Annotated in this window: 21 protein-coding genes and 1 pseudogene; 14 read left to right on the top strand and 8 right to left on the bottom strand. The window is 40.2% G+C overall.

Features of this window, described 5'->3' with window-relative positions:
• Window positions 1-61: 61 nt before the first annotated feature.
• Window positions 62-787 (top strand): serine O-acetyltransferase, encoded by a 726-nt coding sequence (gene cysE, locus PL9214_RS02550; protein ID WP_072717308.1) that lies wholly within the window; start codon window positions 62-64, stop codon window positions 785-787.
• Window positions 788-1,171: 384 nt separating this feature from the next.
• On the opposite strand, the gene PL9214_RS32630 is transcribed toward cysE, so the two are convergent.
• On the bottom strand, window positions 1,172-1,306 hold the full coding sequence (locus PL9214_RS32630) for a hypothetical protein (protein ID WP_281250298.1): 135 nt from the start codon (window positions 1,304-1,306) through the stop codon (window positions 1,172-1,174).
• Window positions 1,307-1,447: 141 nt separating this feature from the next.
• On the opposite strand from PL9214_RS32630, the gene PL9214_RS31075 reads away from it, so the two are divergent.
• The 10 genes from PL9214_RS31075 (at window position 1,448) to PL9214_RS02500 (ending at window position 14,804) form a co-directional block, all read left to right on the top strand.
• Window positions 1,448-1,585, top strand: a complete 138-nt coding sequence (locus tag PL9214_RS31075) for a hypothetical protein (protein ID WP_186440281.1) — start codon at window positions 1,448-1,450, stop codon at window positions 1,583-1,585.
• Between the two features lie 412 nt (window positions 1,586-1,997).
• The gene (locus PL9214_RS02545) at window positions 1,998-5,276 is read left to right on the top strand and encodes an Ig-like domain-containing protein (RefSeq protein ID WP_186440280.1); all 3,279 of its coding nucleotides are present in this window, start codon (window positions 1,998-2,000) and stop codon (window positions 5,274-5,276) included.
• 476 nt (window positions 5,277-5,752) lie between these two features.
• On the top strand, window positions 5,753-6,250 hold the full coding sequence (locus PL9214_RS02535; protein WP_072717265.1) for a DUF1269 domain-containing protein: 498 nt from the start codon (window positions 5,753-5,755) through the stop codon (window positions 6,248-6,250).
• 304 nt (window positions 6,251-6,554) lie between these two features.
• Complete coding sequence (locus PL9214_RS02530) at window positions 6,555-7,733, top strand: transaldolase (protein WP_072717264.1); 1,179 nt, start codon at window positions 6,555-6,557, stop codon at window positions 7,731-7,733.
• A gap of 177 nt (window positions 7,734-7,910) precedes the next feature.
• On the top strand, window positions 7,911-8,129 hold the full coding sequence (locus tag PL9214_RS02525; RefSeq protein WP_072717263.1) for a DUF2283 domain-containing protein: 219 nt from the start codon (window positions 7,911-7,913) through the stop codon (window positions 8,127-8,129).
• Window positions 8,130-8,280: 151 nt separating this feature from the next.
• The gene (gene glgP / locus PL9214_RS02520; protein WP_072717262.1) at window positions 8,281-10,764 is read left to right on the top strand and encodes a glycogen/starch/alpha-glucan family phosphorylase; all 2,484 of its coding nucleotides are present in this window, start codon (window positions 8,281-8,283) and stop codon (window positions 10,762-10,764) included.
• 72 nt (window positions 10,765-10,836) lie between these two features.
• On the top strand, window positions 10,837-12,735 hold the full coding sequence (locus tag PL9214_RS02515) for a CASTOR/POLLUX-related putative ion channel (protein ID WP_072717261.1): 1,899 nt from the start codon (window positions 10,837-10,839) through the stop codon (window positions 12,733-12,735).
• 282 nt (window positions 12,736-13,017) lie between these two features.
• Window positions 13,018-13,596 carry a Uma2 family endonuclease gene (locus PL9214_RS02510; protein ID WP_072717260.1) on the top strand — a complete coding sequence of 193 codons (579 nt, stop codon included), beginning with the start codon at window positions 13,018-13,020 and terminating at the stop codon, window positions 13,594-13,596.
• Window positions 13,597-13,696: 100 nt separating this feature from the next.
• Window positions 13,697-14,269 carry a Uma2 family endonuclease gene (locus PL9214_RS02505; RefSeq protein ID WP_072717259.1) on the top strand — a complete coding sequence of 191 codons (573 nt, stop codon included), beginning with the start codon at window positions 13,697-13,699 and terminating at the stop codon, window positions 14,267-14,269.
• Window positions 14,270-14,435: 166 nt separating this feature from the next.
• Window positions 14,436-14,804 carry a cyclic nucleotide-binding domain-containing protein gene (locus PL9214_RS02500; protein WP_072717258.1) on the top strand — a complete coding sequence of 123 codons (369 nt, stop codon included), beginning with the start codon at window positions 14,436-14,438 and terminating at the stop codon, window positions 14,802-14,804.
• A 2-nt stretch (window positions 14,805-14,806) separates the two neighbouring features.
• Here PL9214_RS02500 and PL9214_RS02495 read toward each other — a convergent pair whose 3' ends face one another.
• Window positions 14,807-15,961, bottom strand: a complete 1,155-nt coding sequence (locus PL9214_RS02495; protein WP_072717257.1) for an ATP-dependent 6-phosphofructokinase — start codon at window positions 15,959-15,961, stop codon at window positions 14,807-14,809.
• Between the two features lie 323 nt (window positions 15,962-16,284).
• On the opposite strand from PL9214_RS02495, the gene gap reads away from it, so the two are divergent.
• Complete coding sequence (gene gap / locus PL9214_RS02490) at window positions 16,285-17,307, top strand: type I glyceraldehyde-3-phosphate dehydrogenase (protein ID WP_072717256.1); 1,023 nt, start codon at window positions 16,285-16,287, stop codon at window positions 17,305-17,307.
• 98 nt (window positions 17,308-17,405) lie between these two features.
• Here gap and PL9214_RS02485 read toward each other — a convergent pair.
• From PL9214_RS02485 to tnpA, 3 genes and pseudogenes are all read right to left on the bottom strand, one after another.
• Window positions 17,406-19,464: pseudogene (locus tag PL9214_RS02485) on the bottom strand (CHAT domain-containing protein).
• A 126-nt stretch (window positions 19,465-19,590) separates the two neighbouring features.
• Entirely contained in the window at window positions 19,591-19,797 is a 207-nt protein-coding gene (locus tag PL9214_RS30415; RefSeq protein ID WP_139294937.1) for a hypothetical protein, read from the bottom strand.
• A gap of 40 nt (window positions 19,798-19,837) precedes the next feature.
• A complete protein-coding gene (gene tnpA, locus PL9214_RS02480) occupies window positions 19,838-20,236 on the bottom strand; it encodes an IS200/IS605 family transposase (RefSeq protein ID WP_072717176.1) in 399 nt (132 codons plus the stop codon).
• 35 nt (window positions 20,237-20,271) lie between these two features.
• Here tnpA and PL9214_RS02475 point away from each other — a divergent pair, with 35 nt between their 5' ends.
• Window positions 20,272-21,498 carry an RNA-guided endonuclease InsQ/TnpB family protein gene (locus tag PL9214_RS02475; protein ID WP_222425192.1) on the top strand — a complete coding sequence of 409 codons (1,227 nt, stop codon included), beginning with the start codon at window positions 20,272-20,274 and terminating at the stop codon, window positions 21,496-21,498.
• Here PL9214_RS02475 and PL9214_RS02470 read toward each other — a convergent pair.
• Window positions 21,444-22,679 carry a caspase family protein gene (locus PL9214_RS02470; RefSeq protein ID WP_072717255.1) on the bottom strand — a complete coding sequence of 412 codons (1,236 nt, stop codon included), beginning with the start codon at window positions 22,677-22,679 and terminating at the stop codon, window positions 21,444-21,446. The two genes, PL9214_RS02475 and PL9214_RS02470, sit on opposite strands and share 55 nt — an antisense overlap.
• A gap of 193 nt (window positions 22,680-22,872) precedes the next feature.
• On the opposite strand from PL9214_RS02470, the gene PL9214_RS02465 reads away from it, so the two are divergent.
• The gene (locus PL9214_RS02465) at window positions 22,873-23,568 is read left to right on the top strand and encodes a hypothetical protein (protein WP_072717254.1); all 696 of its coding nucleotides are present in this window, start codon (window positions 22,873-22,875) and stop codon (window positions 23,566-23,568) included.
• A 237-nt stretch (window positions 23,569-23,805) separates the two neighbouring features.
• Here PL9214_RS02465 and PL9214_RS02460 read toward each other — a convergent pair whose 3' ends face one another.
• Together PL9214_RS02460 and PL9214_RS02455 are read right to left on the bottom strand one after the other, a co-directional pair.
• Complete coding sequence (locus PL9214_RS02460; protein WP_072717253.1) at window positions 23,806-24,891, bottom strand: LamG-like jellyroll fold domain-containing protein; 1,086 nt, start codon at window positions 24,889-24,891, stop codon at window positions 23,806-23,808.
• Window positions 24,892-24,967: 76 nt separating this feature from the next.
• Complete coding sequence (locus PL9214_RS02455) at window positions 24,968-25,408, bottom strand: ricin-type beta-trefoil lectin domain protein (protein WP_139294936.1); 441 nt, start codon at window positions 25,406-25,408, stop codon at window positions 24,968-24,970.
• Window positions 25,409-25,746 lie beyond the last annotated feature (338 nt).

The following is a 25,746-nucleotide window of genomic DNA, read 5'->3' as shown; positions in this document are numbered from 1 at the left end:
AACCTCTGCAATTCCCAGCCAACATTCTGATAGCTTGCCCAATAAAGCCAATGCTTTTCAGATGTTTTTGGAAGATTTAAAAACCATTTCCAAACGTGATCCGGCTGCCCGCAATTGGTTAGAGATCCTATTTTGTTACCCTGGATTACACGCGATTTGGTGGCATCGAATTGCCCATCGTTTATATCGTTGGGGGATTCCATTTTTACCCCGTTTTCTCTCTCATCTGAGCCGTTGGTTCACAGGAATTGAAATTCATCCCGGTGCTAAGATTGGTAAAGGGGTTTTTATTGATCATGGCATGGGAGTTGTGATTGGAGAAACTGCAATTGTTGGGGATTATGCTTTAATTTATCAAGGGGCAACTTTAGGCGGAACGGGGAAGGAAAAAGGCAAACGACATCCTACTTTAGGTCATCATGTAATGGTGGGAGCAGGTGCTAAATTATTAGGTAATATTTATATTGGGGATCAGGTTCGCATTGGTGCGGGTTCGGTGGTCTTAAGAGATGTTCCCAGTCATTGTACAGTTGTTGGTGTTCCGGGGCGGATTACGCGCAATTCTAAAGAAACGGATGATTTACAATTATCCGATCATTTACCTGATCCTGAAGCTACAGTGATTCGGAATTTGTTTGAACGAATTAAACTTTTAGAACAGGAATTAGCTAGTTTAAAGGCTTTAACCTCGGTTACTGAAGTTCCAGATAGCTCGCAACAAGATGCGCTCGCTAATATTCAGGCTAACGAAATTATTGAAGAATTTCTGAATGGAGCAGGGATTTAAATCAATTCCTAGAAACTGAGTTTCTCTGGTAGATTTGTTGTCAGAAATCAGGATAACTTTAGAAACCCGGTTTCTGTGAGTCAGCACTAAGTTGTTAGAAACCGGGTTTCTCTGTTCAATTTGTTGTCAGAAATCAGGATAATTTCAGAAACCCGGTTTCTGTGAGTCAGCAGTAAGTTGTTAGAAACCGGGTTTCTCTGTTCAATTTGTTGTCAGAAATCAGGATAACTTCAGAAACCCGGTTTCTGTAGACCCGCACTAAGTCCCCCAGAAACTCGGTTTCTCATTATTAACATATATTAAGATCCCTCTACAACCACCATAAAACCGGGGAGTTTGACAGATATTCCCGTTGCGTATCCCCTATTATTGTATTAATTTTTTTCAAAATTCCGTAATTTCACTAACTTTAATTTGTTTACAAGCATTAAAAATTACCTTTAACCAAATAAAATTAAAAATAGCTCTTAATTCTTGCCGGGATGGGGTTTTAACATTTTTCATAAATAACACTTTCATATCACCTCACCTCTTTTTTTGGTATTTAAAAAATATCAAGCATGAGTTTATTTTAGTGATATAATAGTTTCTATTGAGATAGAAGGCTTAACAATGTCCCACTCACCAGACATCAACATTCACTCAGGGATTGCACAACTTATGAATACTTCCACCGCAACAACAACGCAACAAGTCCTGTTTATTGACTCCCAAGTTCAAGATTTAGATGAGTTACTTGCGGGAGTCCAGCCTAATACAGCCGTTTATGTTCTCCATCCGCCCCGGAAAAAGGGATAGAAATTAAGTCAGTATTTAAGCCTGAAGTGATAATAAATTTTGACTAACTCAATTAAACCATGAATTTGATTTAGCGCATCAAACTCAGATCAATACTTGTAGAGGTTTTATTAAAGGTTGGTTTGCTGAAACGGAACAAACCAAAAGTGAGAGTAAATACTATTTCTGCCAGAGTCTATTTCCACCAGTTCATAATTAGTATAGGAGTTGGATCATCATGGGTACGAATTTTAGCTCAGAGGGTGTAATTGTCCAAAGGAAACCCACGGATATAGGAAGTGAAACAAGCAATGTTAGCCTCCCAGGAAACAGCCTGGAGAATCAATTAACCCTAAAAAATCACTTAGGAGGCTGTATCTGTGAAGGTTGTCGCAGCCTATTGATTAACAAATATCCCCTAGCACCTGCCCCTGTGGTAGGTGCAACAGTTACACTCGGATCGCTTCCACTTCTGAGTAGTAATCCCAATGCGACATCAAAAATCTTCCTCGATTTTAATGGTCACACAACTTCGGGAACAGATTGGAATACTTATCGCAATGGCGGCGCAAATATTGTCACACCTGCATACAGCATTGACGCGGATACCGCAACCTTTTCTACAACAGAAATTGCCAATATAGAACAAATCTGGAAGCGAGTTGCTGAAGACTATGCACCGTTTAATGTTGATGTAACGACTATTGATCCGGGGAACTTAAACTCAGCCTATAACATTCGGGCGGTGATTGGGGGAAGTTGGGATCAATGGTTTGAGGAATCGGGAGGAGCAGGAGGAGTTGCTTACCTGACTTCATGGCGATACAACAACGATACACCTGTTTTTGTATTTGAAGAAAACCTGGGGAATGGTGATCCTAAATATACAGCAGAAGCCATTTCTCACGAAGTCGGTCATAGTTTAGGGTTGTATCATCAGAGTACCTATGATGCCAATGGTAATAAGACGGCAGAGTACAGTTCGGGTTCTGGAACTGGAGAAACGGGTTGGGCTCCCATCATGGGTAAAGGCTACTACCAAAATCTAACAACTTGGCACAATGGAACCAGTAGTTTAGGCTCGACGACTTACCAAGATGATATGAGTGTCATCTCGGCAACAAATAATGGTTTTGGCGGTTATCGAAGTGACGATTATGGAAACACAATCGCTTCAGCCACTCCCTTGTCAGGAACAACAACATTAACACGTTCTGGTATTATTACGCGCACCTCAGACGTTGATGTATTTTCATTTCAAACGGGTGCAGGGTCAGTTAATTTTACGATTAATCCCGCCCAATACGGGCCAAATCTTGATATTCTAGCCCAACTGCTCGATAGTAGTGGGACTGTCATTGCTTCGAGTAATTCTAGCAGCAACCTGTTCGCTAACCTGAATGCCTCAGTCAGTGCAGGGACTTATTTTGTCTCTGTTAAAAGTAATGGTCAGTACGGACGAGTCGGTCAATATAGTATTAGTGGCACAGTCCCGTCTGGCGATACAACTCCACCCATAGCTAACAGTTTCACTCCGGCTGATAATGCCACAGGAGTTGCGGTTGGCGCTAACTTAGTTGTTAATTTCAACGAAGCGATTAAAAAAGGGAGTGGCAATCTTGTTATTAAGAAACTGTCTGATAACTCAGTAGTCGAAACCATTGCCGTAACTGCTGCTAATATCACCGTGAGTGGCTCTCAACTCACCATTAACCCAACAGCAAATTTATTACAGGGTACAGATTACTACATTGGAATTGCCAATGGTGCAATTAAAGATATTGCAGGTAACAATTATGCGGGTATTACCGGAAATAGTACCTGGAATTTCAAAACCGTCCTCCCTACGGATACAACTCCACCCACAGCTAACAGTTTCACTCCGGCTGATAATGCCACAGGAGTTGCGGTTGCTGCTAACTTAGTTGTCAATTTCAGCGAAGCGATTCAAAAAGGGAGTGGCAATCTTGTTATTAAGAAACTGTCTGATAACTCAGTAGTCGAAACCATTGCGGTAACTGCTACTAATATCACCGTAAGTGGTTCTCAACTCACCATTAACCCAACAGCAAATTTAGCTCAAAACACAGATTACTATATTGGCATCGCTAATGGTGCAATCAAAGATACTGCTGGAAATAATTATGCGGGTATTACCGGAAATAGCACCTGGAATTTCAAAACTCAGACGCTAAGTTCCTTTACCCCAGATACCAGTGTTTCTCCGCCTGGTGTTTCCGCTAGTTCCGTCGCCTGGTCTGACTACAATGGAGATGGTAAACAGGACTTCCTGTTGACGGGTTACGATAATTCATGGAACCCCATCTCGAAATTGTACAAAAACACAGGCAGTGGTTTTATTGAAGATACCAGTATTTCCCTTCCTGGTGTTTTGTACGGTTCCGTCGCCTGGTCTGACTACAACGGAGATGGCAAATCCGACTTCCTGCTGACGGGTTCCGATAGTTCATACAACTACATCTCAAAACTGTACAAAAACACAGGCAGTGGTTTTATTGAAGATACCAGTATTTCCCTTCCTGGTGTTTGGCAAGGTTCGGTCGCCTGGGCTGACTACAACGGAGACGGCAAACCCGACTTCCTGTTGACGGGTTACGATAATTCATACAACTACATCTCAAAACTGTACAAAAATACAGGCAGTGGTTTCAGCGAAGATACCAGTGTTTCCCTTCCTGGTGTTTACGGGAGTTCCGTAGCCTGGGCTGACTACAATGGAGATGGCAAACCCGACTTCCTGCTGACGGGTTCCGATAGTTCATACAACTACATCTCAAAACTGTACAAAAATACGACCACCACTTCAGACACAACCCCACCCAAAGCCAGCAGTTTCACCCCTGGTGATAATTCCACCATCGTTGCGGTTGATGCTAACCTAGTCGTTAACTTCAGCGAAGCGATTAAAAAAGGCACAGGTAATATTGTTATCAAGAAACTTTCTGATAACTCAGTGGTAGAAACCATCGCCGTAACTGCCACTAATGTCATACTCAATGGCAATCAACTCACCACTAACCCAACAGCAAATTTAGTAACGGGTACAAGTTACTACGTTGAAATCGCTAATGGTGCAATTAAAGATATTGCAGGTAACAATTATGTGGGTATTACCGGAAATAGTACCTGGAACTTCAAAACTCAGGGATTTCCTCCCATTAATGGTACGGTTAATAATGATATTCTCACCGGAACAGCCAACCCAGAAACCATTAATGGTTTAGGGGGAAATGATCAACTTTTGGGTAATGGTGGTAATGATAGTTTAAATGGCGGTGATGGAATTGATACCCTCAATGGAGGAGCAGGTAACGATCTACTTACAGGTGGACTCGGTGCAGATAAATTTATCTACAATACCAATGCCGTATTTGCAACTTCTGCTGTGGGTGTAGATACGATTGCAGATTTTAATATCTCACAAACGGATCAAATTGTCTTAGATAAAACCACCTTTACCAGTATTAGCAGTATTGCAGGAACGGGATTTTCTGTCACCACTGAATTTGCCAAAGTGACCACCGATGCGTTAGCTGCGACCAGTGCGGCAGATATTGTGTATAACACTGCAACCGGAGGATTATTCTACAATCAGAATAGCACAGCCGCAGGTTTTGGCACAGGTGCTAAATTCTTAACCTTAACCACTAAACCTGTACTGACAGCAACTCAATTTGTAATTCAAGCCTAATTCTCAATTGAGAGATAGAGAAACCCGGTTTCTGGTAGAAACTGGGTTTCTGAGGTTATAGCATTTTTCTAACTGAGAGGTAATATCAAATTTTTAAATGTTTGCTACACATCTCCCCCCTTTTTAAGCCCCCCCAGGGCTGTTTCATTTTCTCCCAAAATTTGTATGACCTCTCCCCCTAACCCCCTCTCCTGCAAGGAGAGGGGGACTAATTATTACTATTAAACATCAAAAATTATTAATGACTCCCCCTTCCCTAATAGGGAAGGGGGTTGGGGGGTTAGGTCACAGAGGTTTTTGAGAGAAAATGAAAACCCCCTGGGGTTGGGGGGGATCATCTGTAGCGTTCTTAATGGGATTTCATATAAAATTGATAAAATATTCCTTAAGGAGGATGTTAAATTAATAATTTTGTTAGGGGCAAAAAAGCGATTGTGTGCTAAAGTCTTAAAGACTAATTTTATTATTGTTTTACCATGAGTGACTTAATTGCGATCGCTTACGATGACGAATACAAAGCCGAAGAAGTGCGTCTAACCTTGATTAAATTACAAAAAGAACATTTAATCGAATTAGAAGACGCAGCAGTTGTTGTCAAGAATGCTGAAGGGAAAGTTAAACTCAAACAGGCTGTTGACTTAACAACGGCTGGTGCGGTCAGTGGTGGGTTTTGGGGTTTATTAATTGGAACTTTATTTCTGAGTCCAGTTTTAGGGGCTGCTGTTGGTGCTGCTGCTGGGGCTGCTAGTGGCGCATTAAGTGATATTGGTGTTGATGATAACTTTATGAAGTCTTTGGGGGAAACAATGCAGCCCGGAACCTCTGCGCTGTTTGTTTTAGTGCGGAAAGTTACCCCCGATAAAGTGTTAGAAGAAGTCGCACCCTATGGAGGGAAAGTATTAAGAACCTCCCTGAGTAAAGATGAAGAAGCCCAATTACAGGAAGTTCTCACGAACCGAGGCGTAACGGTTTAATCCACTGTTTGAATTCCATTCTGTGCCATAGGTAAAATTAGCTAAAACTGCTTTAAGGGTGCGTAAAACAAAGCTGACGCACCCGATTTTTAACAATTCTAATTTTTTTATAAAGATTAGCCTTAGAGTTTTTATAATCGTTTATAATCGTATAAATTTTGATCATAATTGTTCTGATTGTATCAGAATTGAAGCATTTAGTAGAGTGTCAAAAAAGCAAGATTTGATATACTTTACTTTAGCATTTATATTAAAATAGCCGACCGTTAACGGTTAACGACCTAATTATAGAGGACGGAAAACAATGGGACAGACTCTACTCGAACAACTACGCGAAATGACCGTTGTAGTGGCGGATACGGGAGATATCCAAGCCATTGAAATGTATACCCCCAGAGATGCAACCACCAACCCTTCCTTAATTACCGCCGCTGCCCAAATGCCTCAATATGAGGAAATTGTGGATAATACCCTCAAAAAAGCGCGTCAGGAGTTAGGGAAAAGTGCTTCCCCTTCAGAAGTTGCCACTTTAGCCTTTGAACGATTAGCCGTTGCCTTTGGCTTAAAAATATTAGAAATTATTCCAGGGCGGGTGTCAACGGAAGTGGATGCTCGGTTATCCTATGATACGGAAGCCACCATTGCTAAAGGTCGTTATTTAATTGAACAATATGAAGCCAATGGCATTTCTCGCGATCGCATTTTAATTAAAATTGCCTCCACTTGGGAAGGAATTAAAGCCGCAGAAGTTTTGGAAAAAGAAGGGATTCATTGTAATTTAACCCTATTGTTTGGGATTCATCAAGCCATCGCCTGTGCCGAAGCGGGTGCAACTTTAATTTCTCCCTTTGTAGGGCGGATTTTAGATTGGTATAAAAAAGAAAGTGGACGAGATTCCTATCCCCCAGAGGAAGACCCCGGTGTGTTATCTGTCACCCGAATTTATAATTATTATAAAAAATTCGGCTATCAAACAGAAGTCATGGGGGCAAGTTTCCGCAATATTGGGGAAATTACCGAGTTAGCAGGTTGTGATTTACTAACGATTTCTCCAGCTTTATTAGAGGAATTACAATCAACTATTGGTGAGTTACCTCGCAAACTCAATCCCGAAACTGCTACAACTTTTGAGATGGAAAAAATCTCCATTGATCAAGACACCTTTAACCGAATGCACGCCGAAGATCGGATGGCTTCGGAAAAATTAGAAGAAGGAATTAAAGGGTTTTCTAAAGCCTTAGAAGCCTTGGAAAAATTCTTAGCTGAACGTTTAGCTCGTTTAGAAGGGGAAGACGTGATTAGTCATGCGGCGGAAGATATTTTTCGCGCTTATGATTTAGATGGAGATGGCTATATTACCCGTGAAGAATGGTCAGGAACCGATGCTGTTTTTGATGCGTTAGATCAAGATAATGATGGTCAAATTACCGTTGAAGAAATGGCGGCTGGGTTGGGGGTATCTTTCCATTTAGCCACAGTTTAAACACCCAAACCTCTCAAAAAGTTGTAGAGACGTTTCATGAAACGTCTCTACTCAGTATAATAATGATTGGCAGGGTAAATTATACTCTCTCAAGAAAGTAGTACCGATTGTTGTCGAGACTGATACGGAGTTAGTCGTGATCACAGTTTATACTTTTTATTTTTGAGGTAAAAGTTGATGAAGATTAGTTATGATTCAGAAATTGATGCTCTTTACATTAGACTTGTAGAAGGTCAGCATCAGTGTCGCAGTTTGCAGTTAACTGAGGAAATTGCTTTAAATATTGGTGAAAATGAGTTATTAGTAGGGATAGAAGTTTTAGATGGTACGGAAGTTTTAGGTGCTGGAAATCTCCCTAATGTAGTGCTGGAAAATATATCTTTTACTGTGGCTTAAATAGGGAAGGTCATCAAGATATAGCCAGAAAGATCAGGCTTTAAACCGATTTTTTATTAATTGTACGGATGACTGATGCGCCATAACGTTTTATTATCATCAAATCTATCGTTAAATACTGAATGCCCTTACGGGTAATTATTTTACAAATATGAATCCATTGAGTCCTGATTCGATTGTGAGCGATCTCATGGCGGTTGATCCTCAAACGACGCTTTCTTTAGACGATTTGCAACGAAAGTTTGCAGCCAATCTTCTCTATCTTCAAGGTCAATTACCAACAACAGCAACCCCTCAAGAATTATATCAAGCATTAGCCTATACAATTCGACAAGTATTAATGCCTGATTGGGTGAAAACAATTCAACAGGATGCTCAAAACAAGGTTAAACGAGTTTGTTATTTTTCGACAGAATACGCATTAGGATGTCATCTCGCTAATCATCTGATTAATTTCAATTTGTGGGAACCGCTACAACAAAGCTTAGAAGCCTTTAATTTAAAATTACAAGACTTAATTGATCAAGAAATTCAACCCAGTTTAGGCTATGGAAATGTTTCCCAATTACCCATAGATCAATTAGACTCTCTTTCTACTTTAAATCTTCCGGCTATTGCCTATGGAATTCGCTATGAATTTGGCGTTTTTGATCAAGAAATTCATCAAGGTTGGCAAGTCGAAAAAGTGGATAAATGGTTACGTTATGGAAATCCTTGGGAAATTGCTCGTCCAGAAGCAATGGTAGAAGTTAAATTAGGAGGTCATACGGAAGCTTATTATGATGAGCAAGGACGCTATCGAGTGCGTTGGATATCCCTTCGTCGGATTAAGGGTGTTCCTTATGATACCCCGATTTCCGGTTATCAAAGCCATCGAATTAATACCTTACGATTATGGAAAGCAGAACCCATTGTTTCCCTGAATTATCAAGATTTTAATCTTGAGGATTATTATGGAACAGTTCAGGGAAAACCTTATGTGGAATTACTCACAAAAGTCTTATATCCCCATGATGAACCGATTCAAGAAAAACAACTGCGTTTAGAACAACAATTCTTTTTTGTGTCCTGTTCCCTGCAAGATATGATTCGGCATCATTTAGCAACGGGAAAGACGTTAGACACCTTTGATCAGTCTTATACAATTCAACTTCATGATACTCCCAGTGCGATCGCAATTGCAGAATTAATGCGATTATTGATTGATGAATATGGTTTAGAGTGGGAACAAGCTTGGTCAATTACCCGACAAACCTTTACCTATGTCAACCCCACACTATTACCCGAACTTCAAGAGAAATGGCCGATTGGATTATTAGGAAGTTTATTACCCCGTCACTTAGAAATTATCTATGAAATTAATAATCGGTTTTTAATTAATATTCGCAGCCAATATCCGGGAGACTTTAGTAAATTAGCTAAATTATCTTTAATTGATGAAACGGGAGAACGATATGTGCGGATGACTCATTTAGCTTGTGTGGGAAGCTATGCCATTAATGGGATTTCTAACTGGCAAACTGAACGCTTGCAACAAGCAATTATTCCTGATTTCTATGAATTATCACCGGAAAAATTTAGAACAATTAGCAGTGGAATCACCCCAAGGCGTTGGTTGGTCTTAGCTAATTCCAATTTAACCCACTTAATTACTTCTAAAATTGGCAATAGCTGGATTAAAAACTTAACAGATTTGCATCGCTTAGAAGCAGAATTAGATCAACCCGAATTCCGATTGGCTTGGCGTAAAATCAAAGAAGAAAACAAACAACAACTCGCCAGTTATATTAAACTAAATTGTGGGATAAAAGTTAACCCTGATTCTATTTTTGATATTCAAATAGAACGGATTCAAGAATATAAACGCCAACATCTTAATATTTTGAAGATTATTACCCTTTATAACCGCATTCGGAAAAATCCTAACGGGGATTATGTTCCTCAAACCTTTATTTTTGGTGGAAAAACAGCCCCCGGTTATGTGATGGGGAAATTAATGATTAAATTAATTCATGCGGTGGGTCAAGTGGTGAATTCAGATTCGATCATTGGCGATCGCTTAAAAGTCGTATTTATTCCCAATGTTAATATAACCTTAAGTCAACGTATCTATCCAGCCGCCGATGTGTCTGAACATTTAGCGATGGCGGGTAAAAAAGCTGGAGGACTGGCAATTTTGAAACCTGCTCTCAATGGCGCATTAACAATGGGAATTGTAGATGGTGCAAGTGCAGAATTACGCCATGCTGTGGGAGAAGAAAATTTCTTTGATTTTGGCTTAAATTTACCCGAAACAGAAGCGTTAAAAGCAAAAGGTTATAATCCTTGGAGTTATTATCATGGAAATGAAAATCTCCGACAATGTATTGATCAAATTGCATCGGGTTATTTTTCCCAAGGCGATCCCAATTTATTTAAAACCTTGATTGATGCCTTATTATATCATGATGAATATATGCTTTTTGCGGATTATCAATCCTATATGGATTGTCAAGATCAAGTCATCCAAACCTATCAAAATTGGGAAAAGTGGACGCGAATGTCAATTTTAAATGTGGCTCGTTTAGGTCGTTTTTCTTCCGATGCAATTGTCCAAACCTACTCTGAGAATATTTGGCATATTCATCCGGTTTAGGTTATTATCAATTTTAAGTTTTGTACCCCGTTTAACCTGCTAAGTTGATATCCCAGAGGAGATCGCAACCGAATGAGTAAGATTACGTTTGCAGAGCAGTTTCGCTACAGATTTGATAATTTCATGTCAAAAGGAACCATTGCTTTAGTCAGTGGTTTAGCATTGGTGTCCTTAGCCTTTATTGTGCTCATGGGATTTTTTGTCAGCCTCGCCAGAATTGCACCCCTAGGCGATACAGGGTTGAATCCTTTTGAGGCGATGTGGGCTGTTTTAATGCGTACCTTAGACGCAGGAACAATGGGAGGAGACCAGGGGTGGTCATTTCGTCTGGCGATGCTCTTTGTTACCTTTGGGGGCATCTTTATTATTAGTACCCTCATTGGTGTGCTCAGTAGTGGCATTGATACCAAGTTAGAAGACCTACGGAAGGGACGTTCACGGGTGATTGAAACGGATCATATTGTGATCCTGGGTTGGTCATTACAAATTATCACTTTAATTAATCAACTGATTTTAGCTAATGCTAATCGTTCAGATACTTGCATTGTGATTCTCAGTCCTGAAGATAAAGTTCAGATGGAAGATCATCTGTATGATGAGTTAGGGAAATTGCGTCAAGTTCGCCTTGTTTGTCGCACGGGAAATCCCAGTAATTTAGCCGATTTAGGCATGGTGAATATTCAGGCAGCCCGCTCAATTATTATTTTAAATGAGTCTCCCGCCAAATCAGATATTAATTTAATTAAGATTCTTTTAGCGATTAAAAATTTACCTCGGTTAGAGTCTCAACCCTATCATATTGTAGCACAAGTTCAAGATATTAATACCCTCGATATTATTCAACTGATTGGACAGGATGAAATTGAAGGATTACTCACTCAAGATTTAATTTCCCGGATTATTGTTCAAACCTGCCGTCAATCGGGTTTATCGATTGTTTATTTGGAATTATTGGATTTTACCGGGGTTGAAATTTATATTCACGAAGAACCTTCTTTACAGGGGCAATCCTATGGAGATATTCTCCTAGCTTATAAAGATTCTGCGGTGATAGGAATGCAATTAACGGATGGAACAATTCAACTCAATCCGTCAATCGAGAGAATCTTGCAACCCGCAGAAAAATTAGTGCTTTTAAGTGAAGATGATAGCACGATTCGTTTATCAGGTGTTTCCAAATCTGCGATTAATCACCAGGGTATTCAACTCACTCAAAAAACAGCGATCGCAACGTCTGAACATACGTTAATGTTAGGATGGAATGATCGGATTCCTCGGATTTTGGTTCAACTCGATCAATACGTTGCCAGCAACTCCAGTGTAACTCTCGTTTCACCCTTCCCTGAAACTGACATCATCGACTGTTTAAAGACCTTGAATTTGGAACAACAAACCCTCCATTATTATCAAGGATCAATCACAGAACGGAACGTTTTAGAGTCTCTGAGTTTAGAAAAATATCACCATGTTATTGTGTTATCTAATCCTGATTTAGATCCCGAAGAAGCCGACGCTCAAACGTTAATTACCTTAATCTATCTTCGAGATATTGCTGATCGCAAAAATCCTAACCTACAGATTGTAACTGAAATGTTAGATACCCGCAATCAAGCCTTAGCTCAGGTAGCACGTCCCGATGATTTTGTGATTACCGAACAAATTATTAGTCGGATGTTAGCCCAAGTTTCAGAACAGAAAAGCTTAAATTCTGTATTTGCTGAATTATTTAGTCCTGAAGGGTCGGAAATTTACCTCAAACCGGTTAGTAACTATGTGAATCTTAACGAACCGATTAATTTTTATACTGTTGTTGAAGCTGCCAAACAACGGGGAGAATCAGCCATTGGTTATCGCTGTTTAAAAGATGCTCAAAATTTAGCCAGAGGTTATGGAATTGTACTGAATCCAAAGAAAGATGAATTGGTAAAATTTTCCCCTCAAGATCGGATTATTGTTTTAGCGGATTGCTAAAGTTAATCAGGGTGCCATCTCAATTCTTTAATATTCTCTCCTATTCTTCTACTTCTTTAGGGTCACAAGGAATAGCACTTTTTTAAATAAAATGTTACAATATAGCAATCCCAAATAGGTTGTAATAACCTCTATGACTAAAACCCTTACCGTAGGGGTAATTCATGAATTACCCCTACCACAAATCAAATAGGATTGCTATATATAAATTGCAGCCAATATTTATTAAAAATCAGTACAATAAAACGATTATTATGTATACCCTAGTATTGGGAGGGCAAAATGATTACTTCAGAACCTATTATTTTAAGTTTCAAAAATGTTACCTTAAGCAATGATCAATTTTATCAACTTTGCCAAGATAATGAAAATTGGCAGTTGGAAAGAACCGCTAAAGGAGAATTGATAATTATGCCCCCCGTTGGTGGAGTCAGTGGTAATCGAGAATCAGATTTGAATGCTGATTTAGTCATTTGGAATCGTCAAACTCAACTCGGAAAAGTATTTAGTTCTTCTACTATCTTTCGTTTACCTAATGGTGGCGATCGCTCTCCTGATGTGGCTTGGGTTGCGAAGGAACGTTGGGAATTACTAACAGCAGAAGAACAAGAAAAATTCCCCCCCTTATGTCCTGATTTTGTAATTGAATTACGTTCTCGTACTGACTCCCTAACCCAACTTCAAGCAAAAATGCAGGAATATCTTAACAGTGGTTTGCGTTTAGGTTGGTTAATTAATCCTCAAGCACAACAAGTAGAAATTTATCGTCTTCATCAACCTCTTGAAATTGTCCAATTACCCACAACTTTATCAGGGGAAAATGTCTTACCAGACTTTATTTTAAACTTACCTCTATTTTAAAATGACACAATAGTCTTCTAAGCTGTTCCCTAGTGATAGAAAAACAGGATGCTATTGAGTTAAGCTATAATGGGGTAAACGTTCAGGGAATAGATATGAGATGCTAACGATTAAACCTCGCTTTGAAACCTTTGAAGAATACCTAAAATATGACGATAATTCGGAAAAACTCTATGAACTATTTAATGGAGAATTGATAGAAGTGCCGCCAGAATCAGGGTTTAATATCCAAATTGCTAATCGTCTCTTTATGGTTTTTGCCTTAATGTTAGGAAGCGATCGCGTTAGAGGACACGGGTTGGAACTAGAAGTCAGAGGCGAACCCAAAAACCGCTATCCTGATCTAACTATTATCCGAGAAGAACATATTCAACAACTATCAAAGCGTAACACCATTCGTCTGAACATGGCCCCGCCTCTGTTGGTTATGGAAATAGTTAGCCCTGGAGAGATACAAAGGGAGAGGGACTACATTGCTAAAAGAATTCAGTATCAAGATTGTTGTATTCCTGAATATTGGATTATTGATCCCCAAACTCAAACTATCTTGGTATTAGAACTGATGGATAATATTTATACAACGGTAGGTAATTTTAGTAACGATGATTTAGTGCGATCGCCTGGATTTGGGAAACTCAACTTGAAGGTTTCTGAGGTTTTGAATTTTAATTAAAAAAGAAACCCCAGTTTTAGTTCAATTCAAGAGCGATCGCTCTTTTTAGGATCAACAGCGATCGCTGGGCGGTTGATTTTAACGAAAAAACATTTATGAAATTGGGATATTATTAAGGAAAAATTAATAAGAATCTCTATTTTCACTGAATGGGAGTTTCAATTCAATGCTGCAACCCGCCGAAACCGTCAAACTGTTTGTTAAACAACCCGAACAACATTATGCTGCAGGTCAAGTTATTTTTGAAGAGGGCAAATTGGGGGATGTCATGTTTGGCATCCTCCAAGGTGAAATTGAATTATGGGTGAATGGGAAAGTGGTAGAAACCTTGATTGCGGGAGATGTATTTGGGGAAGGAGCCTTAGTTCAACCCGATAGAACACGAGCGTCTACTGCTATTGCTAAAACCGATTGTCTTTTAGCAATTATGGATCAATCTCGATTTTTGTTTGCAGTTCAGCAAACGCCCATGTTTGCCTTAGAAGTTCTCAAAAGTTATTCGGATCGTTTACGTCGGATGAAACGTTCTCTTTAAACTTAATTAATCTGATTCATCACTTCTAATTCAGAGGGTTTCAAACCATTGAGATTTGAGATCCCTGAACCATCCTCACTACAATCGACTTCTTCACCGACATAAATTCCCAGGGATCTAGCGGTTTCCACCCAAAATCCGTTAGGATTGAGCAGTCGGGGGCTATCTGCAAACACCCGCGCCAGGGGAACGGTGGCGACAGTGTTGTTTTTCCAAGCCACCATCACGCCATATTTTTCCTCCGCAATTAAATCTACAGCTACTTTTCCGAAGGCTGTTCCAATTAATCGATCCAAAGCTGAAGGCGCTCCACCCCGTTGAACATGACCCAGGACAGTCACTCGCGCTTCTACCCCAATATTATTTTCAATTTCCGTGGCAATATATTCCCCAATTCCCCGCAGTCGCACTTCTCCGAGGGCATCTTTATAATATCGACTTTCCCCGTCGGCGGTTTTTGCTCCTTCTGCAACCACCACAATGGCGAATTTTCGTCCATAGAGGTTGCGGAGTTCTCGAATCTGTTTACATAGGGTTTTAATCGAATAGGGAATTTCTGGGATTAAAATCGCATCCGCCCCCCCAACAATCCCCGAATTTAAGGCTAAATGTCCCGTTGTTCGTCCCATAACTTCCACCACCATCACCCGGTCATGGCTGGCGGCGGTATAACTCAATCGATCTAAACAATCTAAAATCGTCGTAACGGCGGAGTTAAACCCAACGGATAATTCTGTATGGGCGACATCATTATCAATAGTTTTGGGAACACCGACTAAATTCCAATTGCCTTTTTCAGCCAGTTTCTGCAAAATAGCAAGGCTACCATCACCGCCAATGGCGATCAGGGCATCAAGTCCTAAATCATAATATCCCTGAATAACATCATCTGTATTGCCTTCTGTATCTCCTTTATTAATGGAACCTAAAATCGTTCCGCCCATACTTAATAAAGGATCAGTACCATGCCGTTCTAAACCATAAGAATTTAATACAACACTTTTCCGTTCAATGAGCCCCTGAGTCGCATAGGGAATGCCTCGCACTTCCCAGTTATATTCAGATGTGGCATGATTGACAACGGCTCGAATCACGGCATTGAGACCGGGACAGTCTCCTCCACTGGTTAAAATGCCAATCCGTTTACGTTTGTTCATATTTACTTTTGGCTGAAGCCAAATTGTCTACACTTGAATCCTACCGATTTTTTCCCAATTTGTTAACACCTTAAGCGATAAAATTAGTTTTTTTTATCCTTTCTTAACGTTCAGTCAAAAAAGTTTTTTTAGATTTCCAGACAATATCTCCTCTTCCTGAAATTTCTTCTATTTTATCTTAAAAAAATCTGGATTCAGAGGGGCATTTTCTTAAGATAACAGGAAGAATTAACCTGAACAATCAAGACTTGTGCTACAGTCTATCCCTAGTTGTGGCTTGAACAATCAGGTTACTTTTCATTTGGTCAAAAGGAGTAAATTATATGCCGTTAAGAGTAGGAATTAATGGGTTTGGTCGCATTGGTCGTTTGGTCATGCGGTCTGCCATTAATAACCCCGATGTGGAATTTGTGGGAATTAATGATTTAGTTCCCCCGGATAACTTAGCTTATTTGTTCAAATATGACTCGACTCATGGGGTGTTTCCGGGTACAGTAGAAGCGAAAGAAGATGGCATTCTGGTAGATGGACGTTTTATTCGCTGTACCGCTATTAAAGATCCCACCCAACTTCCTTGGAAAGAAGATACCGTTGATTATGTGGTGGAATGTACAGGGTTATTTACCAACTACGAGGGGGCTTACAAACATATTGAAGCGGGTGCAAAACGGGTGATTATTTCCGCCCCCACCAAAGACCCGGATAAAGTGAAAACCTTGTTAGTCGGGGTCAACCATGAAGAATTTGACCCGAAAGCGCATTTAGTTGTTTCTAATGCCAGTTGTACCACCAACTGTTTAGCCCCCGTTGCGAAAGTCATTCAAGATAACTTTGGGTTAGCCGAAGGGTTAATGACAACGGTTCACGCCATGACCGCGACTCAACCCACCGTTGATGGCCCTAGTAAGAAAGATTGGCGGGGAGGACGTGGCGCAGCCCAAAATATTATTCCGGCATCTACAGGCGCAGCCAAAGCTGTTACCTTAGTGTTACCGGAGTTAAAAGGAAAATTGACGGGAATGGCATTTCGAGTTCCCACCCCCGATGTGTCAGTGGTTGACTTAACCTTCCGCACGGAAAAAGCTACCACCTATGCAGAAATCTGTGCCGCGATGAAAGCCGCAGCCGAAGGCCCGATGAAAGGAGTTTTAAGCTATACTGAAGATGAAGTGGTTTCTTCAGATTTTACCACAGATCCCAGTTCCAGTACCTTTGATGCTAAAGCAGGTATTGAACTGAATTCTAATTTCTTCAAAATTGTGGCTTGGTATGACAATGAATGGGGTTATTCTTGTCGTGTTGTTGATTTGATGATTTCAATGGCGAAAAAAGACGGAATTCTGTAAATAATTCACAGAAACCGGGTTTCTCAAGATATCTTCATTTCCTACAATGAATCTAATACAGAAACTCGGTTTCTAAGAACTGGGTGCAGGTTAATACTCTACCGCCAATCTCCCTGAACTGTAAACGCTGCCCAATAATAGGGAGATTGCCATTTTCCCGATTTCCACATCTCTAACTGAGCCTCTCTTAAAGCGATAATTGGATTCTTACCTTCCTTCAATATCGGCTGATAAAATCGACTCATTAACTCAGAAGTCGAAGCATCATTAACACTCCATAAACTAACAACAACCCGCCGCGCACCAGCATACATAAATCCCCTAGTTATTCCCACTAAACCTTCGCCTTTCGTCTCTTTCCCTAAGCCCGTTTGACAAGCACTTAATACCACTAATTCCGCAGGTAAATTTAAGTTAAAAATATCTTGAAGACGCAAAAATCCATCCTCAGCTTGTCCTTGTTGATTAAATAAGGATAACACCACTCCCGATAGTTCAGGATTAACAGAATCCAGTAAACCATGAGTAGCAAAATGAACGATTTGATATTCAGATAAATTAGGATTTTTTGCTTGTTCAAGTGAGGCTTGAAAGTCTAGGGCTTGTAACCTTTGATTTTCGGGAACTAATGCTATAATTTCCTCGGCTTCGGTGCGGGTATACTCCAGACGGCTATATGTTTTCGCCCCTTCCCCAATACCTAAATTACGCGCCGCACGAGTCAGGGCTAAGTTGTTGAGGGTTTGCGGGTTTTGTTGGGGTGCATTTCTAGTAACGCGAAAGTCATTAAGGCTGAAAACGGGGTCTGCTAATACTGCGACAGTTTTGGCTACCGTGGGGCGATTTTGTAGTTGTTCCCGTTGAATAGCAATGGTTGAAATTGAGGGAGCGGTAACAATTTCATGCTCTACTAAAAGGGGTGTATTCGGTTGAGATGGAATGGGTAAAGCGGCAAAGGGAATATATTGTAATACCCCATCCCCCACAATTAATAAACGTTTATTTCCCAGTTGAGAAGCGACGGGTTTTAGTAATATTTCACTGAGGGGGAGTCCGCTTTCTACGCAGGGCTGTTTCATTCATCTCTCGCCAAGGTTGGGCAATTTCTTCTATTTCACTTTGTTTCGGTAAAACATAGCTGGTAATACTATTTTTAGTCACAGCCCAGAGATAACTGCGCTCTTCTCCCAAGGAATATTCTAATAGTAAGGTATCATCATCAAGGACTTTTTCTTGAATTTGTTGCAGGGTGAGAGGCTGGGGATATTTGAGGTTAGCATAACGGGGACTGGTAAGGCGAATTTTCGCTTCTAATTTGTCGAGTTGATTGAGTAAAGATTGAGATTGTTGTTTAATTTCATCAAGTTGTTGTTGAGTATAGTTACCCTGAGTGAGTTGATATCGTTGATTTTCGACCGTGTTGAGTTGTTGTTGTAAATTCTGTTCTTGTTCTAATAGTTTGGGGTCAGCACCTTGGCGGATATTAGCACCGGCTTCGGTCAGGAGTTCTACCAGACTTCTGGCGCGAGAACGTTCGCTGGCGTGAAAAGCTAAAGCATCATATCCTTTTTGGGGGTTTTGTTGATGCAGTTGCATTAATAAATCAATGTAGAATTGGTAATAATTTTGAACGGTGGCAAAGAAGGATTGACGAAGTTCTTGGGAACCGATTTTAGTGCGGAGGTCTTCAACAATAGTAATGGCAGTTTCGATGTCTGTAAGAGCTTCGCTGAGGTTGCCTTGATTACGTTTGAGGTAAGCAAAATTAAAGAGAGTAGCAGCTTCCCCCTCCCTATCTCCCACTACCCTTGATAGGGGTAAAGCTTGGTTGTAGTAGTCTAGGGCTTGCTGCTTTTCTCCTAAATCGTCATTTATTCTGCCCATACCCAGCAGTGTGAGGGCTTTTTTTCCTTTATCCCCGGCGGCGTGATAGAGTTGGCGGGCGGCTTCTAACTTTCCTAAAGCAGCCCGTAATGATTCTGCTGTTCCTTGCTGCAATAGTTCTGTTCCCTCTTGCAACAGTTTATCCGCTTCTGAGTTGTTGCTATTTTGGGTGATGAGGGTTTGGGGTAAGAAACCGGGTTTCTTGAGTTCAGTGGGTTGGTGATTAGATATAGTGAGAAGAAACTCTGTTTCTGAGGGTTTGGGTGTTGCCATCCCTGACTTTGATAGCAACGCGACACTGATAATTCCTGATACGGAAACGCCCTTGAGGAACGCAAAAACTAATTGGTTCTGACTTGTTTTTATTTCCATTTTTTTACCCCTTCCCCTGATTTGCATTTACATCAATTCTAATACAGAATTTTTCCTTAACCATTGGGCTAAAGAGTCTTGAGTTTCTGGGTCAGTTGCCAACCCTTCCATGATTTGCACAACCTCGATTTCTGGAACTTCTAATAAATAGCCATTTAACCCCAGAAAAACATACATCGCCATGAAAGCTGTGCGTTTATTACAATAACCGTATTCAAAGCCCACGTCTTTCAAGCGTGGGATGTAGAATACCCGCCTTTAGGCGGAGTGAAGGCTAGTGAGAGTTTTGGTTAGCAATATACTTTTTGATAGTTTCACTAGAAACAGAACCAGCCGTCCCACAATAATAGCTTCGACTCCACAAAGAAGGTAGTTTAAGTAAATGAGGAAATTCTTTTCTTAATATTCTTGATGATGCCCCTTTGATTCTGAACATAATTTGATGTGGAGCAATCAAAGGGTGACAACTAATAAATAAATGCACATGATCAGGCATTATCTCCAGAGCTAGGACATCACATTCTAGCTCTTTTGCTTTTTGGTAGATAATTTCCTCTAATCTTCTGCTCACTCCGTTAACCAACACCCTTTTCCTCCTTTTTGGGCAAAAGACAAAATGATAGTTGATCAGACTAACTGATGTGTTTTTTCTTCTATATTGATTTTCTGTCATTGTCGATACACACGATTCATCAACCTTATGTTATCATGGATGACATGACAAAAATAACTCGGACGATTAAATTGAAATTCGTGGATCTCAACCGTTGTAAAGCTCAGGTGTTTGAGCAAATGACGGCAGAAAACACACGGGTTGCCAACAAGCTGTTGTCATTGCCGATTAAAGAACGGCGTAAAATGACAACAGCTAAAATTATGTCCGAGTTAAAATCTGCCCTTGTTAACCAAGTAATCCGACATACCACATCACCCACAGGTCGTAAAACCAAACAATATAAAGTTCTTCCTGTGGAAGTTAACAACCAAAACTGGAAGTTAACCCTAAAAGGGAATACTTATTCAATTAGTTTTCCAACCCTTAAAGGTGAAAAAAGAATTCCCATTGAAGTTGCATCTCCCCATTGGCAACCTGTTTTAGACGGATTGTTAGAGGGAACAATTCAAGGGGGTTCTTTTAAATTAATTAAACATCGAAATAAGTGGTATGCCTATCTGTCAATTACTGAGGATGTTCCAGAAGTTAAGACGGAGAAAAGATTAGGATGTGACCGAGGACAGAATAATTTAGCGGTAGTTGCACCTAAACAGGGTTTTGGTAAGTTCTTTAATGGTCAAAGCGTTAAGCATCGGAGACGTTATTTTCAACAACGAAGAAAACAACTTCAAGAAGCTAAAAAGTTTCGAGCATTAAAGAAATGGGACAAAAAAGAACGACGATGGATGGATGCAATCAATCATACAATCAGCCGTCGAATTGTTCGTTTTGCCGAATACCATAATGCTGATGTTGTTATTGAGGATTTAGAAGGATGTCGAAGCACAATGAAACAGAGCCAAAAATCTCGTTCTGATTCCGGTGAATCTCGACATAATTGGTCTTATTATTCTTTGGAACAGAAACTTAATTATAAGTTGGCTCTTAAAGGATTGAAATTAATTAAAAGACCTGCGCCATACACTTCCAAATCCTGTTCAACCTGTGGTTTTATTGGTAAAAGAAATCGACATGATTTCAATTGCCCTAATGGTCACTACCATAACTCTGATTTGAATGCTGCGAAAAACCTAGCTCAATGGGACGGTTTTTCTTGTCAGTTAGACCTACAGAGAGATGCTTCTGTAATGGATTCATCCGGTTTAACTGATGGGGTGCTTGGCACACCCCTGAACTCGGTGAATACAGTCAAACAAGAGTATATTCAACTGTCTCTGCTTGACTGGACTAGATACGAGAATCCCACCCCTTTAGCGTAGCGCAGGGGTGGGAGTGTCAATGGTTTCTCAATCTTTACCTGTCCTACTAACCCCTCACGGGAAATCATTTTCACTTGTCCTGTACCATTAATAGCAGCAAATATTGTTCCCGTTGTCACCTTTCTTAAGTCAATTCCCCCTAACCATAATTGGGCTGTGTCACCACTGACTGCCGTTACAACTGCTTGGGCGGGAGATTTGGGAGAATTAATAAAATAGGGCAGTTGTTGTTGATACCCACTCCCCACTTTAACTTCATAACGGGGAACTTGGTTATATGTTTCAGGAATTTCTGGGAGAATCTTTTGAAATATCTGTTTAATATTGTTGTCTTCCTGCCAGAGATAATAAGTTAGTAAATAACTGAATAAACCACAAGGAAAACCATTAAGATTTTCTTCCCGCGCCAGTTGATTCGGGGCCGTTGCCGCTAATACTACCCCTTTAGCAACTCCAGTTTGATAGCCTTTAACAAATTGTTCAGGAGATAAATTTAATCGAGATAACCACTGTTGCTGATAGTTTTTTTCATCAGAAGAAACTAAAATATTTTCACCTCCTTCGCGGGAACGTACTCGGACTTCTCGCGTGGCTCCACCGGAAAAACAACTATCTAAAACCACCGTCACATTTTCGGTTTTCAGGGCTGACATTAATAAAAATAAGGTATGCCCCATAATATCTTGGACAACTCCCCCCACTTCAGGATATCCGGCAGGTAATTTACTATTAATAGGAACAAAGGTTCCATTTAATCCTTGTCTATTTCCTAATCGGGTTATAATTGGAGCGGGATCAAAAATGAGCGAACCATGCCCGGAATAGTGATAAACCACAATATCTCCGGGTTTGGCTTGTTTAATTAAATGTTCTTCAAAAGCGGTTAAAATTCCTGTCCGGGTGGCTTCTGTTTGGGGTAGAATATAAATATCTTTGGGATTAAACCCGAATCGATGAATTAACAAATAGCGTTGTAAATCAATATCGTTGATACATCCTTCTAAGGGTGAGGAAGGATATTGATTAATCCCTACTAATAAAGCTAATTTGCGGGGTGTACTTTGGGCAAGGACTTTGCCAGCTTGTTCGGCTTTTTGTTGGAATAGGAATTGATTCATTCCCAGAGTTGCTAGTGCTGAACTGGCAAATTTGAGGAAATGACGACGAGTATTACGAGTCATTTTAAAATTTTATTATACTACAGCTTAAGTTATACTAAAAGTTAAGTTATTTTTGAAGAGGGTTACTTAACGAGATAGTCTTTGCTAATATATAGATAACTGATGGGATAGGTTACGGTTATCAACACGCACCTTGCAAAAATAGACTTTTTATTCAATATTTGAAGATGTTACCTTTGCTAACGTCCTATCCATGTCAGACTCAAACCCAAACCTAAAGACCCCTGAACGCGGATATTTAACGCTTCTCCTCCCCGTTGCGGTGGTTTTGTTTATCCTTCAGAAAGCATTCCCCTTAGCCATTTTAACCGTTGGGGGATGGGGGTCTTGGCAGATGTGGAAATATTATCAACAGCGTCAGCAGCATCAATTAGCGACCTTGGATGAAGTTTTTTATCGACTCATTCGGGAAAACCAAGGACGCATCACGGCGTTAGATTTAGCCATGCACTCGAAACAGTCGGGTACGAAAGTCCAAGCCTATCTCGACCAACGCGCCACCGAGTTCGCCGCTCAGTATGAAATTACCGATACTGGGGGAATGATTTATTATTTTCCTACCGCCCAACCCTCCACAACCCCTGATGACCCTCTCCCTTCTCCTCCTGTGGAAAACCCGAAATCAGTGGTTTTATTTCCAGTTAAACCTACATCCAGTACCATTTTACCCTCGACATTGAACCAGTCGGAACTCGCCCAACGGTTAGGCGTACATCCTACGACTCTGAGTAAGTGGAAAACGAAACCGGAATTTCCTGACTGGAGTTATCAACGTGACCCAGAAGCCATCCCTTGGAATTATTCTGCTGAAACTAAACGCTTCTCCCCCCAAAACCCTAAGAAAAAAATTGGTAAAATCAGTGAGTTAATGAAGAAAAATAAAGTTTAGGATTTCTGCAAATCCTGTTGTTAAAATAAGTTTGTTGTCATATTTCTATTGTTATGTGTCCTTTCCGTTTTGGAATTAATATCCAATCAGGAGTTTGATCAATTTTTTTCACCTTCGTTATTATCCTTACCGTCAAAACTGAGAACGCATTGATTATCCATGAGTTAACATCCTTATTCTTTTATTAAAAACTTAGATTCTATTTTCTCCCCTGAATTCAGGGGAGAAAATCAATTTTTAAACCAACACCATTTCCCATTGTTGATTTAATCCACCCATGCCATGAGCCGCTAAAATTGTCGTATTGGGAGCGGGATTACTACCAGCAATATCTACGACTAAATCAGCTTTGTGTTTATTCTTAATCACTCCATTTTCGATTTGCCATTGTTGAGATGGTGAACCCTGAGTTCCTTGTATGCGATTAGCCATCACCACATAATAGAGAGTGCTTCCATAGTCTTGATAATCGAGTACAAAACCCGCTTCATTTTTAATCACGCCATCGGCAGTAATAATCCAACGTTGAATGGGATTTTGGCTATCTACCGCTCCTGTTGTTGCTGGCTTATTGGGTGTACCGACTAAAGCTAAACCATTGAGTTTGCTCTTAATTAAATAAGTTTTCGGTCTGAACTCAAGTGGGGGGTTCGCCTCAACAATTGTAGCACCTCCATGAACTTCGCCAGAATGACTATTATTGGCTTTATTCACTACTCTATTTCCACTAATTTCATTTAAGGGCCAATAACTGACTAATCCCTTTTCATCTCCATTTAACCGACGATTTTTATCGGCGCGAATCTCATCCACAGAACGCACAACATTCCAGAGTCGAACCTCAGTTATGCAACCCTGAAAGAGACTATCGTTTGATGACCTCCCATGACTAATAGACAAGTGCTCCCATTGCCCAGACCATACCGGTGGAAGAGGTAAAGACCCGGTTTTCACAACCTCACCATTTTTATAGAAGGTGACATTGTTTGAGCTATTAACCGTGGCTGCTATGTGCATCCAAATCCCTGTCTCTAGTATTTCATAATCTGAAATCACGTAGCCGTCCACGGCAAGGCGACTGTGCGATGGCAAGCATTGGAAATGCAATGCTAACTTTCTTGTTGTTTGATAATTCATCAACTGAAAAAACTGATAGCCATCACTGGTGTTGACAAAAGAGATGATGATTGAGCGATTCGGGAAACTGTGATATAACACCCAGGCTTCTACGGTGAAACCTTGAGAGAAATTTATATACATCTTGAGGGGTACGCCCACATCATCATCCTTACCGTCAAAACTGAGAACGTATTGATTATCCATGAGTTAACATTCTTATTCTTTTATCAAAAACTTAGACTCTATTTTCTCCCCTGAATTCAGGGGAGAAAATCAATTTTTAAGCCAACACAAATTCCCATTCTTGATTTAATCCACCCAGCCAAGGAGAGGCTAAAATCGTCGTATTGGGTTCCCGATTACAGCCAGCAATATCTAACACTAAATCTGCATTGTGTTTATTCTTAATTACCCCATTTTCGGCTCGCCATTGTTGAGATGGTGAACCGTGATTTTCCTGAATGCGATTCGCCATCACGACATAATAGGGAGTGATTCCATAGTCTTGATAATCGAGTACAAAACCCGCTTCATTTTTAATCACGCCATCGGGTGTAATAATCCAACGTTGAAGGGGATTTTTGCTATCTACCGCCCCTGTTGTCGCCTCACGATAAGGTGTACCCACTACGGTTAAACCTTGAGAGTAATCAACATTCATCGTAGGTATGGAGACATAATCATCCTTACCATCAAAACTGAGAACGTATTGATGATCCATAACTTACAATCCTTTTACTGGTTAATCAAAAACAGAGTCTGTAGTGCCTCTCAATAAATTGTCCTAGGAACTATTCATGAATAGCCCCTTCCTTTAGGGTTTCGGCCCAAACCTTATTATTTATGACAAGTGATTTAATTTGGCTAATAGACTCAGATTTTATAAATTACTATTGTAGAGAGATATTTCTGAACTTCCCATTTTTTAGCAAAAATTTAATTTTTAATATAATTTTTTATTTGAGGAAAGTATCTAACATAAAATCGCTTAATTTTCTTTTGATGAAAACAGGATAAAATCGCCTTTTTACTCCTAGAAAAAATTCTCAATAAAGAGCC

The sequence above is a fragment of the Planktothrix tepida PCC 9214 genome, assembly GCF_900009145.1.
Lineage (GTDB): Bacteria > Cyanobacteriota > Cyanobacteriia > Cyanobacteriales > Microcoleaceae > Planktothrix > Planktothrix tepida.
This window is presented reverse-complemented; position numbering and strand designations above follow the sequence as displayed.